Origin of the sequence: Streptomyces sp. V2I9 (genome assembly GCF_030817475.1) — a bacterium.
GTDB lineage: Bacteria > Actinomycetota > Actinomycetes > Streptomycetales > Streptomycetaceae > Streptomyces.
This window is the reverse complement of sequence record NZ_JAUSZJ010000002.1, coordinates 3,647,248-3,662,550: the sequence shown is the minus strand read 5'-3', so window position 1 is coordinate 3,662,550 and position 15,303 is coordinate 3,647,248. Positions and strand designations below refer to the sequence as shown.

15 protein-coding genes and 1 tRNA gene are annotated in these 15,303 nt (G+C 71.2%); 7 read left to right on the top strand and 9 right to left on the bottom strand.

Annotated features, from left to right (window positions below; all coding sequences use genetic code 11):
• The first annotated feature begins 8 nt into the window (after window positions 1-8).
• Complete coding sequence (locus QFZ71_RS16130; protein WP_307668912.1) at window positions 9-209, top strand: hypothetical protein; 201 nt, start codon at window positions 9-11, stop codon at window positions 207-209.
• Window positions 210-278: 69 nt separating this feature from the next.
• Here the strand turns inward: QFZ71_RS16130 and QFZ71_RS16125 are convergent, their stop codons facing one another.
• The 3 genes from QFZ71_RS16125 to nth all read right to left on the bottom strand — a co-directional run bounded on the left by QFZ71_RS16125 (window position 279) and on the right by nth (window position 3,417).
• Window positions 279-1,484 carry a MarP family serine protease gene (locus tag QFZ71_RS16125; RefSeq protein WP_307668911.1) on the bottom strand — a complete coding sequence of 402 codons (1,206 nt, stop codon included), beginning with the start codon at window positions 1,482-1,484 and terminating at the stop codon, window positions 279-281.
• A gap of 91 nt (window positions 1,485-1,575) precedes the next feature.
• A complete protein-coding gene (locus QFZ71_RS16120; RefSeq protein WP_307668910.1) occupies window positions 1,576-2,349 on the bottom strand; it encodes a CoA pyrophosphatase in 774 nt (257 codons plus the stop codon).
• Window positions 2,350-2,451: 102 nt separating this feature from the next.
• On the bottom strand, window positions 2,452-3,417 hold the full coding sequence (gene nth / locus QFZ71_RS16115) for an endonuclease III (protein ID WP_307668909.1): 966 nt from the start codon (window positions 3,415-3,417) through the stop codon (window positions 2,452-2,454).
• 370 nt (window positions 3,418-3,787) lie between these two features.
• Between nth and QFZ71_RS16110 the strand changes: the two genes are divergently transcribed.
• Window positions 3,788-4,462: a Crp/Fnr family transcriptional regulator gene (locus QFZ71_RS16110; protein ID WP_003967450.1), complete on the top strand. Its 675-nt coding sequence runs from the start codon at window positions 3,788-3,790 to the stop codon at window positions 4,460-4,462.
• A gap of 122 nt (window positions 4,463-4,584) precedes the next feature.
• Here QFZ71_RS16110 and QFZ71_RS16105 read toward each other — a convergent pair whose 3' ends face one another.
• From QFZ71_RS16105 to QFZ71_RS16090, 4 genes are all read right to left on the bottom strand, one after another.
• Entirely contained in the window at window positions 4,585-5,457 is an 873-nt protein-coding gene (locus tag QFZ71_RS16105; protein ID WP_307668908.1) for an MBL fold metallo-hydrolase, read from the bottom strand.
• Window positions 5,454-6,374: an NUDIX hydrolase gene (locus tag QFZ71_RS16100; protein ID WP_307668907.1), complete on the bottom strand. Its 921-nt coding sequence runs from the start codon at window positions 6,372-6,374 to the stop codon at window positions 5,454-5,456. The genes QFZ71_RS16105 and QFZ71_RS16100 overlap by 4 nt, the downstream gene beginning before the upstream one ends.
• A 237-nt stretch (window positions 6,375-6,611) precedes the next feature.
• The gene (locus QFZ71_RS16095) at window positions 6,612-7,082 is read right to left on the bottom strand and encodes a RidA family protein (RefSeq protein WP_307668906.1); all 471 of its coding nucleotides are present in this window, start codon (window positions 7,080-7,082) and stop codon (window positions 6,612-6,614) included.
• Window positions 7,082-7,240, bottom strand: a complete 159-nt coding sequence (locus QFZ71_RS16090) for a DUF4177 domain-containing protein (protein WP_003967454.1) — start codon at window positions 7,238-7,240, stop codon at window positions 7,082-7,084. The genes QFZ71_RS16095 and QFZ71_RS16090 overlap by 1 nt, the downstream gene beginning before the upstream one ends.
• 72 nt (window positions 7,241-7,312) lie before the next feature.
• Here QFZ71_RS16090 and QFZ71_RS16085 point away from each other — a divergent pair, with 72 nt between their 5' ends.
• The gene (locus QFZ71_RS16085) at window positions 7,313-8,287 is read left to right on the top strand and encodes an ArsA-related P-loop ATPase (protein ID WP_307668904.1); all 975 of its coding nucleotides are present in this window, start codon (window positions 7,313-7,315) and stop codon (window positions 8,285-8,287) included.
• The gene (locus QFZ71_RS16080) at window positions 8,284-9,783 is read left to right on the top strand and encodes an ArsA family ATPase (protein ID WP_307668903.1); all 1,500 of its coding nucleotides are present in this window, start codon (window positions 8,284-8,286) and stop codon (window positions 9,781-9,783) included. Before QFZ71_RS16085 ends, QFZ71_RS16080 begins: the two co-directional genes overlap by 4 nt.
• A gap of 173 nt (window positions 9,784-9,956) precedes the next feature.
• Here QFZ71_RS16080 and QFZ71_RS16075 read toward each other — a convergent pair whose 3' ends face one another.
• The gene (locus QFZ71_RS16075; RefSeq protein ID WP_255382728.1) at window positions 9,957-10,307 is read right to left on the bottom strand and encodes a WhiB family transcriptional regulator; all 351 of its coding nucleotides are present in this window, start codon (window positions 10,305-10,307) and stop codon (window positions 9,957-9,959) included.
• A gap of 689 nt (window positions 10,308-10,996) precedes the next feature.
• Here QFZ71_RS16075 and QFZ71_RS16070 point away from each other — a divergent pair.
• Window positions 10,997-13,249, top strand: coding sequence for a transglycosylase domain-containing protein (locus QFZ71_RS16070; protein WP_307668902.1), 2,253 nt, complete (start codon window positions 10,997-10,999; stop codon window positions 13,247-13,249).
• A 266-nt stretch (window positions 13,250-13,515) separates the two neighbouring features.
• On the opposite strand, the gene QFZ71_RS16065 is transcribed toward QFZ71_RS16070, so the two are convergent.
• On the bottom strand, window positions 13,516-13,980 hold the full coding sequence (locus QFZ71_RS16065; protein ID WP_307668901.1) for a GatB/YqeY domain-containing protein: 465 nt from the start codon (window positions 13,978-13,980) through the stop codon (window positions 13,516-13,518).
• An 80-nt stretch (window positions 13,981-14,060) separates the two neighbouring features.
• On the opposite strand from QFZ71_RS16065, the gene QFZ71_RS16060 reads away from it, so the two are divergent.
• Both QFZ71_RS16060 and QFZ71_RS16055 read left to right on the top strand, forming a co-directional pair.
• A complete protein-coding gene (locus QFZ71_RS16060; protein WP_307668900.1) occupies window positions 14,061-14,999 on the top strand; it encodes a metallophosphoesterase in 939 nt (312 codons plus the stop codon).
• 149 nt (window positions 15,000-15,148) lie between these two features.
• A tRNA-Pro gene (locus QFZ71_RS16055) sits at window positions 15,149-15,222 on the top strand.
• Window positions 15,223-15,303: the final 81 nt, after the last annotated feature.

Here is a 15,303-nt window from a genome sequence, read left to right as displayed (position 1 = left end):
GTCGGGGTATGGGCTGGACGCACGACTTCACCGACGAAGCACGCAACCGCCGCTCCACCGCCTCGGCCGGTGCGAGCACACACGAGGGGGGCGGCCCTCGCGGCCGGGTGCACCACGTGGACGTTCACCATTCCCGTCTCGGGATCTCGCGCATTCTCCGCCGCCGGGCCCGCTGGGTCTCGGCACGACTCCGCCACCCCCGCAACTGACCCGCGTCGCCGGCCTCCTCGACACATCGGAGGGCGGCGGCGGACGCGTCGAGATCCGCCGGGCTCCGGCTAGAGGGCGCAGCCCTGGCTGTCGACCTGCTGGTCGGCCGTACGGCCGATCTCGATGTCCTCGCGGATCTCGTCGACCGTCAACGCGTAGCCGGTGTCCGGGTCGTCGAGCGACTTGGCGAACACCACTCCGTACACCTTCCCGTCCGGAGTGAGCAGCGGGCCGCCGGAGTTGCCCTGACGCACCGTCGCGTAGAGCGAGTACACATCGCGGCGCACGGTGCCCCGGTGGTAGATGTCCGGGCCGTCCGCGTCGATGCGGGCGCGGACACGGGCCGAGCGCACGTCGTACGCGCCGTTCTCGGGGAACCCGGCGACGATCGCGCTGTCGCCGGTCTCCGCGTCGTCGTCCGTGCCGGTGAACCGCAGCGGCGTGGCCCGCAGATCGGGGACGTCCAGGACGGCGATGTCGCGCTGCCAGTCGTAGAGGACGACCTTCGCGTCGTACAGCCGGCCTTCGCCGCCGATCTGGACGGTGGGCTCCTCCACACCGCCGACCACGTGGGCGTTGGTCATCACCCGGCGCTCGGAGAAGACGAAGCCGGTCCCTTCGAGGACCTTGCCGCAGCTCGGGGCCGTCCCCACGACCTTGACGATCGACTTCTTGGCTCGGGCGGCGACCGGGCTGCCCACCAGGGCCGGGTCCGGGGCCTTGACCTCGGTGATCGGCTCGTCGGCGAACGGGCTGAAAACCTGCGGGAAGCCGTTCTGCGCGAGGACGGAGGAGAAGTCCTGGAACCAGGTGGGCGCCTGCTTCGGCATCACCCGGTCGACCCCGAGCAGCACCGAGGAGGTACGGACCTCCTTGCCGAGGGTGGGCAGCGAGGTGCCCGCCAGCAACAGCCCGATCATCCAGGCCACCAGCAGCATCGCCACCACGTTGACCAGGGCGCCGCCGGTGGCGTCCAGGGCGCGCGCGGGCGACCAGGTGATGTACCGGCGGAGTTTGTTGCCCAGGTGGGTGGTGAACGCCTGGCCGATCGAGGCGCAGACGATCACGACGACAACCGCACCGATGGCGACCGCTGTGGAGACCTCGGCGTCCTCGGTCACCCGGTCCCAGATGACCGGCAGCAGATAGACGGCGACGAGGCCGCCCCCGAGGAAGCCGATCACCGACAGGATGCCGACGACGAAGCCCTGGCGGTAGCCGATGACCGCGAACCACACGGCAGCCAGCAGCAGCAGGATGTCCAGCACGTTCACCGTCTATAGCCTCGCAGTTTCGTCACCTGGCCCGTCGGGGGTGACGGGGTCCGGGCCGGGCCCGGAACAGCGCAGCAGGACAGCCAGCGTGTCATGCGCGCCAGTCGAGCGGCACCTGTCTGTCCCGGTCCCAGGGGCGTTCCCAGCCCGCGTAGTGCACGATGCGGTCGATCACTCCGGCCGTGAAGCCCCAGACGAGAGCCGATTCGACCAGGAACGCCGGGCCGCTGTGCCCGCTCGGATGGACGGCCGTGGCCCGGTTGGCCGGGTCCGTGAGATCCGCCACGGGGACCGTGAAGACCCGCGCCGTCTCGGCCGGATCGACGACCCCGACCGGGCTGGGCGCACGCCACCAGCCGAGCACGGGCGTCACGACGAAGCCGCTGACCGGGATGTAGAGCCGGGGCAGCACGCCGAAGACCTGGACGCCGCGCGGGTCGAGCCCGGTCTCCTCCTCGGCCTCGCGCAGCGCCGCCCGGAGGGGCCCGGTGGTGGCCTGGTCGCCGTCCTCGGGGTCCAGCGCACCGCCGGGGAAGGACGGCTGCCCGGCATGGGAACGCAAGGTCCCCGCACGCTCCATGAGCAGCAGCTCCGGTCCGCGCTCCCCCTCGCCGAACAGGACCAGGACCGCCGACTGCCGGCCGGCCCCGCTCTCGGGCGGCAGGAAGCGGCTGAGCTGCTGCGGCCGGATCGTGAGCGCGGCTCTGGCGACGGGGTCGAGCCATGAGGGCAGGCCGTCGGTGCTGACGGTCACAGGCACGTCGGGGACGCGCCCGTCGCCGGCGGCGCGGACGGCCCCCTCTCCGCGGCCGGCTCCGGGGCCGGAGCCTGCCTGCGTCGTGCTGCGTGCGTGCGTGTGCGTCATGGGCACCCCCGTCGATTCACAACGCGTGTCATCGGCCATTTCGTTCCGGGCCGTTCCGTCCTGAGGGGTGAAAGTCCGCCGGGCGCACGCTTCATGCCGCCCTCACCCTGCCCCCAGCGGGGGCGCGGGCCTGCCCGGATAGTCGGCGGGCGGGCTGAGCCGCTGGCCCGGATAGCCGCCCATCTCGTACTTCAGGAGCTTCCTGGCCTTCTCCGGATCGGTCTCGCCCTCCCCGTACGAGGGGCAGAGCGGCGCGATGGGACAGGCCCCGCAGGCGGGCTTGCGCGCGTGGCAGACCCGGCGGCCGTGGAAGATGACGCGGTGGGAGAGCATCGTCCACTCGCTCTTCGGGAAGATGCCGGCCACCACCGCCTCGACCTTCACCGGGTCCTCCTCGTCCGTCCACTTCCAGCGCCGCACCAGGCGGCCGAAGTGTGTGTCGACCGTTATGCCGGGGACGCCGAAGGCATTGCCGAGGACGACATTGGCGGTCTTGCGGCCGACGCCGGGCAACTCGACGAGGTCTTCGAGACGTCCGGGGACCTCGCCGCCGAACTCGTCCCGGAGAGCGGCCGAGAGACCCAGCAGCGACTTGGTCTTGGCCCGGAAGAACCCGGTCGGCCGGATGATCTCCTCCATCTCCTCCGGCACGGCCGCCGCCATGTCCTCAGGGGTCGGATAGGCGGCGAAGAGCGCGGGGGTCGTCTGGTTGACCCTCAGGTCGGTGGTCTGGGCGGAGAGGACCGTGGCCACGAGAAGCTCGAAGGGGTTGCGGAAGTCCAGCTCGGGATGGGCGTACGGGTAGACCTCGGCGAGCTCGCGGTTGATCCGGCGCGCCCGTCGGACCATGGCGAGATGCGACTCGGTCTTCGGAGCCTTGGCCGGAGCCCCCTTGGCCGGGGCCTTCGCCCTGGCCGAGGGTGCCTTGCGCGGAGTGGCCGCTTTCGTCCCGGCGGCCTTGCGCGAGGAGGCCGTCTTCGTCCCGGCGGCCTTGCGCGGGGTGGCCGCCGTACGTGCCGCTGCCGACTTGGCGGGCTCGGCGGGCTTGCCGGGGTTCGACGATGACACTTCAGACCTCCTGGCCGACTTCCGGAGCGTTTTCCCCGGCTCTCCGGTTGAAACGTTCGCCCCTCCGAGGGAGCCGTTCGCGGCATTCTTCGGGCATGACCGGGCCTGTTCGCCCATAGCGGAACCGCTGCCCTTCAGCACCCGGTCGGCCGCCTCGGCCCGCGCACTCCCCGGCGTTATGGACACCCGGCCAGCCTAGAGCCCGGCACCGACAACCACCGCTGTCCCGGGGTTTCCACCCCCGATCGGACCCCTGCCGTAGGTTTCGTACCGCCCGTGCGTCAAACTGGTTTGTGATTGATCGCACTGTTTTACCGTCCGGCATGATGGGGACCACGGTTTCCGGACCAGGCCGACAAGGAGAGAACTCGTGGACGACGTTCTGCGGCGCGCCCCGCTTTTCGCGGCGCTCGATGACGAGCAGGCCGCGGAGCTCCGCGCCTCGATGAGTGAGGTGACCCTCGCCCGCGGAGACGCGCTGTTCCACGAGGGCGACCAGGGTGACCGCCTGTACGTGGTCACCGAGGGCAAGGTCAAGCTCCACCGCACCTCACCCGACGGGCGCGAGAACATGCTGGCCGTGCTCGGACCCGGCGAGCTGATCGGAGAGCTGTCGCTCTTCGACCCCGGCCCCCGTACGGCGACCGCCTCCGCGCTGACCGAGGTCAAGCTCCTCGGCCTCGGCCACGGTGACCTGCAGCCCTGGCTGAACGCCCGGCCCGAGGTGGCCACCGCCCTGCTGCGCGCGGTCGCCCGGCGGCTGCGCAAGACCAACGACCAGATGTCCGACCTGGTCTTCTCCGACGTGCCGGGCCGGGTCGCCCGCGCCCTCCTGGACCTGTCGCGCCGCTTCGGCGTCCAGTCCGAGGAAGGCATCCACGTCGTGCACGACCTCACCCAGGAGGAGCTGGCCCAGCTGGTCGGCGCCTCCCGCGAGACGGTCAACAAGGCGCTGGCGGACTTCGCGGGCCGCGGCTGGCTGCGTCTGGAGGCCCGCGCGGTCATCCTGCTGGACGTGGAGCGGCTGGCGAAGCGCTCGCGCTGACACCCCCGCGCCCGTACGCGGTGTGCGCGCCGACGCCGCCCCGGAGGCGCTGCGACGGATGTGAGCCGACGCGAGGGCCCGGCCGACCGGAGATGCGTCCCGGTCGGCGGGGCCCTTCCCGTTCATGCCCGGGGGGCGTCCGGCCCTGATCCGCCGGGCGCTCCCTGGATGAGCCCGTGGCCGGCGAGGTACTCCAGCTGCGCCCGCACCGACAGCTCCGCGGCCGGCCACAGGGAGCGGTCCACGTCGGCGTAGACCGCGGCCACCACCTCGGACGGCGTACGGTGCCCGGCCTCCACCGCCGTCTCCACCTGGGCCAGCCGGTGCGCGCGGTGGGCCAGGTAGAACTCCACCGCCCCCTGCGCGTCCTCCAGCACCGGACCGTGGCCCGGCAGCACCGTGTGGACGCCGTCGTCGACCGTCAGCGACCGCAGCCGCCTCAGCGAGTCCAGGTAGTCGCCGAGCCGCCCGTCCGGGTGCGCGACCATCGTCGTACCGCGGCCGAGGATCGTGTCGCCCGTCAGCACCGCCCGGTCGGCGGGCAGATGGAACGAGAGCGAGTCCGCGGTGTGCCCCGGCGTCGGCACCACCCGCAGCTCCAGGCCGCCCGTGGTGATCACGTCACCACCCGCGAGGCCCTCGTCGCCCAGCCGCAGCGCCGCGTCCAGGGCCCGCACCTTCGTCCCCGTCAGCTCCGCGAACCGGCCGGCGCCCTCCGCGTGGTCGGGGTGCCCGTGGGTGAGCAGCGTCAGGCCCACGCGCCGCCCGGTCCGCTCCACCGCGTCGATCACGGCCCGCAGGTGTACGTCGTCGAGCGGCCCGGGATCGATGACGACCGCGAGAGCGGAGTCGGGCTCGGCCACGATCCAGGTGTTCGTCCCGTCGAGCGTCATCGCGGACGGGTTGGGCGCGAGGACGTTGACCGTGCGGGCGGTCGCGGGACCGGAGAGAACGGTTCCGCGCGGCTGTCCGGGCAGGGCGGCTGCGTCGGTCATGCTCCGCCACCCCCCGGTCCCGCCGCGGGTACGTGCTTGGTGAACTCGTCGTGTCCCGGCCAGCTCAGCACCAGCTCGTCGCCCTCCAGACGGGCCTGCGCGAGGACCGGGGTCATGTCCTGGTCCTCCGCCGCCCCGAGCGCCTCCGCGGCCGTCCGGTACGGCGTGAGGGCCCGCAGCGTGGTCACCGTGGGCGGCATCATCAGCAGCTCACCCGCGTCGTAGCGGCGGGCCGCCTCGGCGGGGGCGATCCACTCCGTGCGGTCGGCCTCGGTGGAGACGTCGCGGGTCCGCTGCCCCTCGGGGAGCGCGGCGACGAAGAACCAGGTGTCGTAACGGCGGGGTTCGAATTCCGGGGTGATCCAGCGCGCCCAGGCGCCCAGCAGGTCCGAGCGCAGCACCAGACCGCGCCGGTCCAGGAACTCCGCGAAGGACAGGTCCCTGGCGACGAGCGCCTCCCGGTCGGCCTCCCAGTCGTCCCCGGTCGTGTCGCCGACCACGGTCGATGCGGTCGGACCGGCGAGCAGGACGCCCGCCTCCTCGAACGTCTCGCGCACCGCCGCGCAGACGACGGCCTGCGCCTCGGTGACCGTGGCCACGCCGAGCCGGGCGGCCCATTGCTCCAACGGGGGCCCGGCCCACCCGATCAGCCGGTCGTCGTCGCGCGGATCGACTCCGCCACCCGGATAGGCGTACGCGCCGCCGGCGAACGCCATGGAGGTGCGCCGGCGCAGCATGTGCACGACGGGGCCCGTCGCCCCGTCCTTCGCACCGCCCTCCACCCCGCCCTTCCCGACCGGATCGCGCAGCAACATCACGGTGGCGGCCCGCCGGGGGGTGGCGGCCGTCAGCTCACCGGCGGCGAGGGCCCTGATCCGGTCGGGCCATTCCGGGGGGTACCACTGACCTTGGGACATGGCCGGAGGCTATCCGGAACCGCGCCGATGTTCGAGAGGCTCCGGGAACGTCACGGCGTCCCGACATGCCCCGTACACACGCGCCCTCCCGTACACCCCTCCCGCTCGGCCCCCACGGATACCGCACCGCGGGAGGGGACCCGCACACGCCCGATCCCGCCCGGTCGAGGACCGGACGGGATCGGGAAGGGCGGAAAGGGCAGGAAGGCGGAGGGCCGAAGGCGGGCGAGCGGAGGCTCAGGCCTCGGTGAGCTCCACCTGGACCTCGACCTCGACCGGCGCGTCCAGCGGCAGCACGGCGACGCCGACGGCACTGCGGGCGTGGACGCCCTTGTCTCCCAGGACCTCGCCCAACAACTCGCTCGCGCCGTTGATCACGGCGGGCTGGCCGGTGAAGTCGGAGGCCGAGGCGACGAAGCCCACGACCTTCACGACGCGCTTGATCCGGTCCAGGTCGCCGGCGACCGACTTCACGGCGGCGAGGGCGTTGAGCGCGCAGGTCCTCGCGAGCTCCTTCGCCTCGTCCGGCGTGACCTCGGCGCCGACCTTGCCGGTCACGGCGAGCTTGCCGTCCACCATGGGCAGCTGGCCCGAGGTGTACACGTACACCCCGCTCTGCACGGCCGGCTGGTACGAGGCCAGCGGCGGCACGACGGCGGGCAGGGTGAGGCCGAGTTCGGCGAGGCGCGCTTCGACGGCGCCCGCCACTACGCCTTCTCCCGCTTCAGGTAGGCCACGAGCTGCTCGGGGTTGTTCGGGCCGGGAACGACCTGGACCAGCTCCCAGCCGTCCTCGCCCCAGGTGTCCAGAATCTGCTTGGTCGCGTGCACGAGAAGGGGCACGGTCGCGTATTCCCACTTGGTCATGGGCCCGACTGTAACGCCTGGCACGTACGGTCCCGTGCGTAGGCCGGGGCCTGACTGGTTAGGCTCGAATACGTGAGCAGGTTCCAGGTCGTCAGCGGCAAGGGCGGTACCGGTAAGACCACGGTGGCCGCCGCCCTCGCGCTCGCCCTCGCGACCGAGGGCAGGCGCACCCTCCTCGTCGAGGTCGAGGGCAGGCAGGGCATCGCCCAGCTTTTCGGGTCCGACGCGCTCCCCTACGAGGAGCGGAAGATCGCCGTCGCGCCGGGCGGCGGCGAGGTGTACGCGCTGGCGATCGACGCCGAGCTCGCGCTCCTCGACTACCTCCAGATGTTCTACAAGCTCGGCGGCGCGGGCCGGGCCCTGAAGAAGCTCGGCGCGATCGACTTCGCCACCACCATCGCGCCCGGCGTCCGGGACGTCCTGCTGACCGGCAAGGCGTGCGAAGCCGTACGCCGCAAGGACAAGCAGGGCCGGTTCGTCTACGACCACGTGATCATGGACGCCCCGCCGACCGGCCGGATCACCCGCTTCCTGAACGTCAACGACGAGGTCGCCGGGCTGGCGAAGATCGGCCCGATACACAACCAGGCGCAGGCGGTGATGCGGGTCCTGAAGTCCCCGCAGACCGCGGTCCACCTGGTCACGCTCCTGGAGGAGATGCCGGTCCAGGAGACCGCGGACGGCATCGCCGAACTGCGCGCCGCCGAACTGCCGGTGGGCAGCGTCTTCGTGAACATGGTCCGCCCGCATCTGCTGGACGAGGACGCCCTGCGCACCGCCGCGGGCGGCCGCCGCAAGGAGATCGCCAAGACGCTGACCCGGGCCGGGGTGACCGGTTCCGCGGCCCTCGTACGTCCGCTGGTCGCGCAGGCGGCCGAGCACGCGGAGCGGGTCGGCCTGGAGCGGGAGCAGCGCGCGGTGCTGGCCGGTCTCGGCCTGCCGACGGCGGAGCTGCCGCTGATGGGCGACGGGGTGGACCTCGCCGCGCTGCACGACCTGGCCACGGAGCTCCGCAAGCAGGGCGCGGGGGAAGAGGGGGACGCATGAGCGCGGACGCATCCGGTACGAGGAGGAGCACGGGGACGGGCAGGGGGGCGGGGACGGCCGGATCGGACGTGGCCGGTGTGGCCCCGGACGCCGGCGCGTCCCTCGACGTCGACGGGCTGCTGGACGACCCGGACATCCGGATCGTCGTGTGCTGCGGTTCCGGCGGGGTCGGCAAGACGACGACGGCCGCCGCCCTCGGTGTACGGGCCGCCGAGCGCGGCCGTAAGGCCGTCGTCCTCACCATCGACCCGGCCCGGCGGCTCGCCCAGTCCATGGGCATCGACCAGCTGGACAACGTCCCCCGGCAGGTCGACGGCATCACGGGCGACGGCGAACTGCACGCCATGATGCTCGACATGAAGCGGACCTTCGACGAGACCGTCGAGGCCCACGCGGACGCCGAACGGGCGAAGGCCATCCTGGAGAACCCCTTCTACCAGTCCCTGTCGGCCGGATTCGCCGGTACGCAGGAGTACATGGCGATGGAGAAGCTCGGGCAGCTGCGGGCACGCGACGCGTGGGACCTCATCATCGTCGACACCCCTCCCTCGCGCTCCGCGCTGGACTTCCTGGACGCGCCGAAGCGGCTGGGATCCTTCCTGGACGGGAAGTTCATCCGGCTGCTGATGGCGCCCGCGAAGGTGGGCGGCCGGGCCGGGATGAAATTCCTCAATGTCGGCATGTCGATGATGAGCGGCACGCTGGGCAAGCTGCTCGGCGGCCAGTTCCTGCGGGACGTCCAGACGTTCGTCGCCGCGATGGACACCATGTTCGGCGGCTTCCGCAGCCGTGCGGACGCCACGTACAAGCTGCTCCAGGCCCCCGGCACGGCCTTCCTCGTGGTGGCGACGCCGGAGCGGGACGCGCTGCGCGAGGCCGCCTACTTCGTGGAACGGCTGGCCGCCGAGGACATGCCGCTGGCCGGTCTGGTCCTCAACCGCGTGCACGGCAGCGAGGCCGCGCGGCTCTCGGCCGAGCAGGCGCTGACCGCCGCGGAAAATCTTGACGACGCCCGCATTGTGGATCAGGAGGCCGGGAAAGCTGGCCTTGGTGACCGGGAAGCTCCCGCCCCTGCCGTCACCACCCCCGGACCGACCGAGCCGCCCCTCTCCCCCGAGGCCGAGCCGGCGTCCGGACCCGAGCACCAGGACACGACGGACACCACCACGGACGCACGCGACGAGACCGGCGGGATCGGCACATCCACCGACGCATCCATCGACACGTCCGGAGACACCGACGACGCGGATGAGGACGACGCGGACGAGATCGACGTCATCGGCATCGAGGAACTGACGGCGGGTCTGCTGCGCCTGCATGCCGAACGCATGCAGGTCGTCGCCCGCGAGGGCGTCACCCGCGACCGCTTCACCGCGCTCCACCCCGAGGTGGCGGTGACGGCCGTGGCGGCGCTGCCCGGCGATGTACACGACCTGGACGGCCTCCGGGCCATCGGCGACCGCCTCGCGGAGGGTTCCGCCCCGGCTCCGGCCTGAGCGGCGGAGCGGTCACCGGCGTACCCGGATACGGACAGGGCCCTGGCGTCCCGTCGGTGCACAGCCCGCGTACGGACCGGGCTCAGCGGCGGCACCCGCGGCTACCCGTACAGGTACCGGCGCATGCCCGCAATCCTCGTACGCGTCGGCGCACCGCACCTGCCCCGCCGCACCTACCCCACCGCGGCGTACGTCTCCTGCAGCTCCTCGTCCTCCAGCCCGATGACTCCGGGCAGGATGCCGGTGGACCGCTCGTACTCGCTGCGTGCGGTCTCCAGCAGGCGGCGCCACGACGTGACGGTGGGCCGACGGCGCAGCAGCGCGCGGCGCTCCCGTTCCGTCATGCCGCCCCACACGCCGAATTCGACGCGGTTGTCCAGCGCGTCGGCCAGGCACTCGGTCCGCACCGGACATCCGGTGCACACCGCCTTGGCTCTGTTCTGCGCTGCCCCTTGTACGAACAGTTCATCCGGATCGGTAGTGCGGCAGGCTGCCTGCGCACTCCAGTCGGTTACCCAGCCCATGCCGGCGCCGTCCTCTCCCGAATCGAGGCTCCCCCACGGCGGTAGCGGCATATTCACCGCTGCCAGTTGAGGACGTTACGGAAGGTAGGGACAGCACAACACCCCCTTCGGGCCCAATCTTGAATGGTCCGAACGGACTATGCGTATGCGGCAGATCACCCAGAGGAGTGAGCGGAGGACATGCTCGACCAACCCTGCTAAAAGCGGACAGTGCACGCAAGTCGCAAGGGACTTCTTCTGGCATACGGGGCGATTTCGGGAGCGCCTCGATGCCGATGCGAAGACCGATGTGGTTACTCAGAGGTCAGATGAAGAATGACCAGAAGATGCACATGGGGTGGCAGGGGACTTGATACGTAACCGGACTGCTGTGACAGTTGAGAGCAGCTTAGGCCAACGCCTGCCCGTCTGTCCGGCGAATGGGAACGTAGCCGCCGCACGCCCGCGCGCGCCCGTGCCGCCAGGCGCGGCGAGGTCCCGCGAGGTCCGGGGGCGCTCGCCGGACCGCAGGGAAACCGCACGACGCGGTTCGGTCGGTACCACCCCGCGAGGAGCCCCTCGGCTTCGGCGAAAGACGGCAGCCGGCGGACGGCCGACCGGCCCATCCGGATGTCACGGTCTGGTACGCGAACGCTCCGAGAGGCCCCCGCTCCTACGACACGTTCATCACAACTGGTTAGGCTGCCCCCATGCCAAAAACGCGCTCGGGCGGGGGTCTCACCACGACCCAGCAGGCCGCAAAGTTCCTCGGTGTCGCCGCGCTCTCCGGAGCTGTCCTGGCAGGCATCGCGCTGCCCGCAGCCGGAGCGCTGGGGCTCGCCGCGAAGGGGACGGTCGAAGGCTTCGACGAGATCCCCTCCAACCTCAAGACCCCGCCGCTCAGCCAGCGGACCACGATCCAGGACCGCGACGGCGGCACCATCGCCACGGTCTACTCCCGTGACCGCACGGTCGTCCCGCTCAAGGACATCTCGCCGTACATGCAGGACGCGATCATCGCGATCGAGGACTCCCGCTTCTACGAGCACGGCGCGGTCGACCTCAAGGGCATCCTGCGCGCCATGAACCGCAACGTACAGGCGGGCGGGACCGCGCAGGGCGCGTCGACCCTCACCCAGCAGTACGTGAAGAACGTCTTCGTCGAGGAGGCGGGCGACGACCCGGAGAAGGTCGCGGAGGCCACGCAGCAGACGCTCGGCCGCAAGGTCCGCGAGCTGAAGTACGCGATCCAGGTCGAGGAGGAACTCGGCAAGAAGAAGATCCTGGAGAACTATCTCAACATCACGTTCTTCGGGCAGCAGGCGTACGGCGTCGAGGCCGCGTCCCAGCGTTACTTCTCCAAGAGCGCCAAGGACCTCAAGCTGGAGGAGGCCGCACTGCTCGCCGGCCTCGTCCAGTCGCCGAGCCGCTACGACCCGGTCAACGACACGGAGGAGGCGACCAAGCGCCGCAACACCGTGCTGGCACGGATGGCCGCGGTCGACACCATCTCGCGGGCCGAGGCCGACAAGGCCATGGAGACGCCCATCAAGCTGAGGGTGTCCCGGCCGAAGAACGGCTGCATCACCGCCGTCAGCGGCTCCGGCTTCTTCTGCGACTACGTCCGCAAGACGATCCTCACCGACACCGCCTTCGGCAAGACCGAGGAGGACCGGGCCAAGCTCTGGAACCTCGGCGGCCTGACCATCCGGACCACACTGGACCCGCGCGCGCAGAAGGCCGCCAACGAGGCCGCCACCGCGAAGGTCAACAAGGCCGACAAGTTCGCGGCATCCGTGGTGCAGGTCCAGCCGGGCAGCGGCAAGATCCTCTCGATGGGCCAGTCCCGCCCGTACGGACTGGACCAGAAGCAGAACGAGACCGTGCTGAACCTCGCCGTGAGCAACAAGATGGGCGGCAGCACCTACGGCTTCCAGGTCGGCTCGACGTTCAAGCCGTTCACCGCGGCGGCGGCGCTGGAGAAGGGCATCAGCCCGGCGACGTCGTTCTCCTCGGACTGGAAGATGACGCTCCAGGAGCGCGACTTCCGCAACTGCTCCGGCGCTCCGGCCGGGCACGCGCCCTGGGAGCTCCAGAACGAGCTGGAGTCCGAGAAGGGCACCTGGGACATGACGAGCGCGCTCGGCAAGTCCATCAACACCTACTTCGCGATGCTGGAGCAGAAGGCCGGCCTCTGCGAGACCGTCGAGATGGCCAAGAAGGTCGGCTACGAGCGCGGCGACGGCAAGAAGATCGGGGAGTACCCCTCGATCACCCTCGGCGGCGAGGTCAGCACCCCGCTCTCCATGGCCGGCGCGTACGCCGCGTTCGCCAACCGGGGCACGTACTGCACGCCGATCGCCATCGAGTCCATCAAGGACCCGCAGGGCAAGAACGTCCCCGTGCCGAAGACGTCCTGCTCGCGGGCGATGAGCGAGCGGACCGCGGACACCATCAACCAGATGCTCAAGGGCGTCGTGGAGGACGGCACCGGGACGCAGGCCGGACTCAGCGACCGGGACAACGCGGGCAAGACCGGTACGACGAACGACCGCAAGGACGCCTGGTTCGTCGGCTACACGCCGAACCTCTCCACCGCGGTGTGGGTCGGCGACGACATCGGCGAGAAGAGCTCGATGTTCGGCGTCACCATCGGCGGCCAGTACTACGACAAGGTCTGCGGCGGCTGCCTGCCCGGCCCGATCTGGCGCATCGCGATGACCGGGGCGCTGAACGCCTCCGAGACTCCGGGCTTCAACCCGGTCCCCGTGCCTCGCGGCAAGGAGAAGGAGGACAAGGAGGAGGGTGACCAGGACCAGGGCCGTGACCGCGGCCGCGGTCGGGGCGACGACGGCCGCGATGACCGCAAGCCCGGCGACGACGGCAACCGGTTCCCCGGCATCGAACTCCCGGACGGCGTGATCGGCGGACCGGGCAGGGGCGGCGGCACCGAGGGCCCCTGACCCGTACGGGCAGTGAAGAGGAAAAGGGTGGGTGCCCCGGTCGTGACGGGGCGCCCACCCTTTTCGCTACCTGGCGGCCGGCCCTTTCCCCTTGCTCGGAACCCGCCCTCTTCCCTGCCCGGCGGCCGGCCTTCGACGGCCCGTGTGCTCGACCGGGATCTCGTGCGGCCGCTCGGCCGGCGGGGGCAGCCGGTCCTCACGTGCTCAGCCGACCGGACAGCCGGCCCTCACCTGCTCATCCGGCGAGGCAGCCGCCCCTCGCCTGCTCAGCCGGCGAGGCGCTGCTTCACCGCGGCGGCGACCCGGCCGCCCTCGGCGAGACCGGCCACCTTCGGGTTGACGATCTTCATGACGGCGCCCATCGCGCGCGGCCCCTCGGCTCCGGCGGCCTTCGCCTCCTCGACGGCGGACGCCACGATCGCGTTCAGCTCGTCGTCGGTGAGCTGCTGGGGCAGGTAGCCGTCGAGGATCAGGCCCTCCGCCTTCTCCCGCTCGGCCTGCTCGGTCCGGCCGCCCTGGGCGAACGCCTCGGCCGCCTCACGGCGCTTCTTCGCCTCCTTGGCGATCACCTTCTGCACCTCGTCGTCGGAGAGCTCGCGCGCCGACGTACCGCTGACCTCTTCCTTCGTGATCGCGGTGAGGGTGAGCCGAAGGGTGGACGAGGTCAGCTCGTCGCGCGCCTTCATGGCGGTGTGGAGGTCTTCCTTGAGCTTGGACTTGAGCGTGGTCATGCCGCGATTGTGACAGGTGCGGGCCTCGGGGTGCCCACCGGTTTTCCCGGCCGCGCGGTCCGGTCTGCGACGATGGGGCCATGCGCGCACGCTACGGAGTACCCCTGAAAGTCACGGCAGTCGGCGCGGCGGTCGGCGCCGCCGGACTCGCCTACGCCGCCGGGTTCGAGGCCCGCTCGTTCCGCCTGCGACGGGTCACCGTTCCGGTACTCCCGCACGGGGCACGCCCGTTGCGCGTGCTCCAGGTCTCCGACATCCACATGGTGAGCGGTCAGCGCAAGAAGCGCGCCTGGTTGCAGTCGCTCGCCGGGCTGCGCCCCGACTTCGTCGTGAACACCGGCGACAACCTCTCGGACCCGGACGCCGTGCCGGAGCTGCTCGACGCGCTCGGTCCGCTGATGGAGTTCCCAGGGGTGTACGTCTTCGGCTCCAACGACTACTACGGCCCGAAACTGCGCAACCCGGCCCGCTACCTCCTGGAGAAGATGCAGGGCAAGCACGGCCTGAACGGCAACGCACCCGCGGTCGGCGTCGTCCACAACCCGTGGGAGCCGATGCGCGACGCCTTCGACGAGGCGGGCTGGCTGAACCTGTCGAACACGCGGGGCCGGCTCAAGCTCGACGGCATGGAGCTGGCGTTCACCGGCCTGGACGACCCGCACATCAAGCGGGACCGGTACGCCGAGGTCCAGGGCGGCCCGGAGACCGACGCCGACCTCTCCATCGGCGTGGTCCACGCCCCGTACCTGCGCTCCCTGGACGCCTTCACGGCCGACGGCTATCCCCTGATCCTGGCGGGTCACACGCACGGCGGCCAGCTGTGCATCCCGTTCTACGGAGCACTGGTCACCAACTGCGACCTGGACACGGACCGGGTGAAGGGCCTGTCGAGCCACACGGTGGGCGACCGCCGCGCCTACCTCCACGTCTCCGCGGGCTGCGGAACCAACCGCTACACCCCGGTCCGCTTCGCCTGCCCCCCGGAAGCCACCCTGCTGACGCTGACGCCGAAGGCTTGAGCCCCCCTCCCTCCCCGCGGCCCGAGGCCCCACGACGCCGCCCCGTCCTCCGGGCCCGGAGGACGGGGCGGGAGCCGGGAGAAACCGGATTTCGCCTCCGGCCGCAGGTGGGCTAGAGTTATCGATGTCGCCGGGAGTCCGGTGGACATCGGGGTGTAGCGCAGCTTGGCAGCGCGCTTCGTTCGGGACGAAGAGGTCGTGGGTTCAAATCCCGCCACCCCGACAGCTGGTCAGAGACCACATACGGATTTTCGTATGTGGTCTCTGTCGTGCTCAGGGGCCAAAGAGATTTGATCACGGCTCC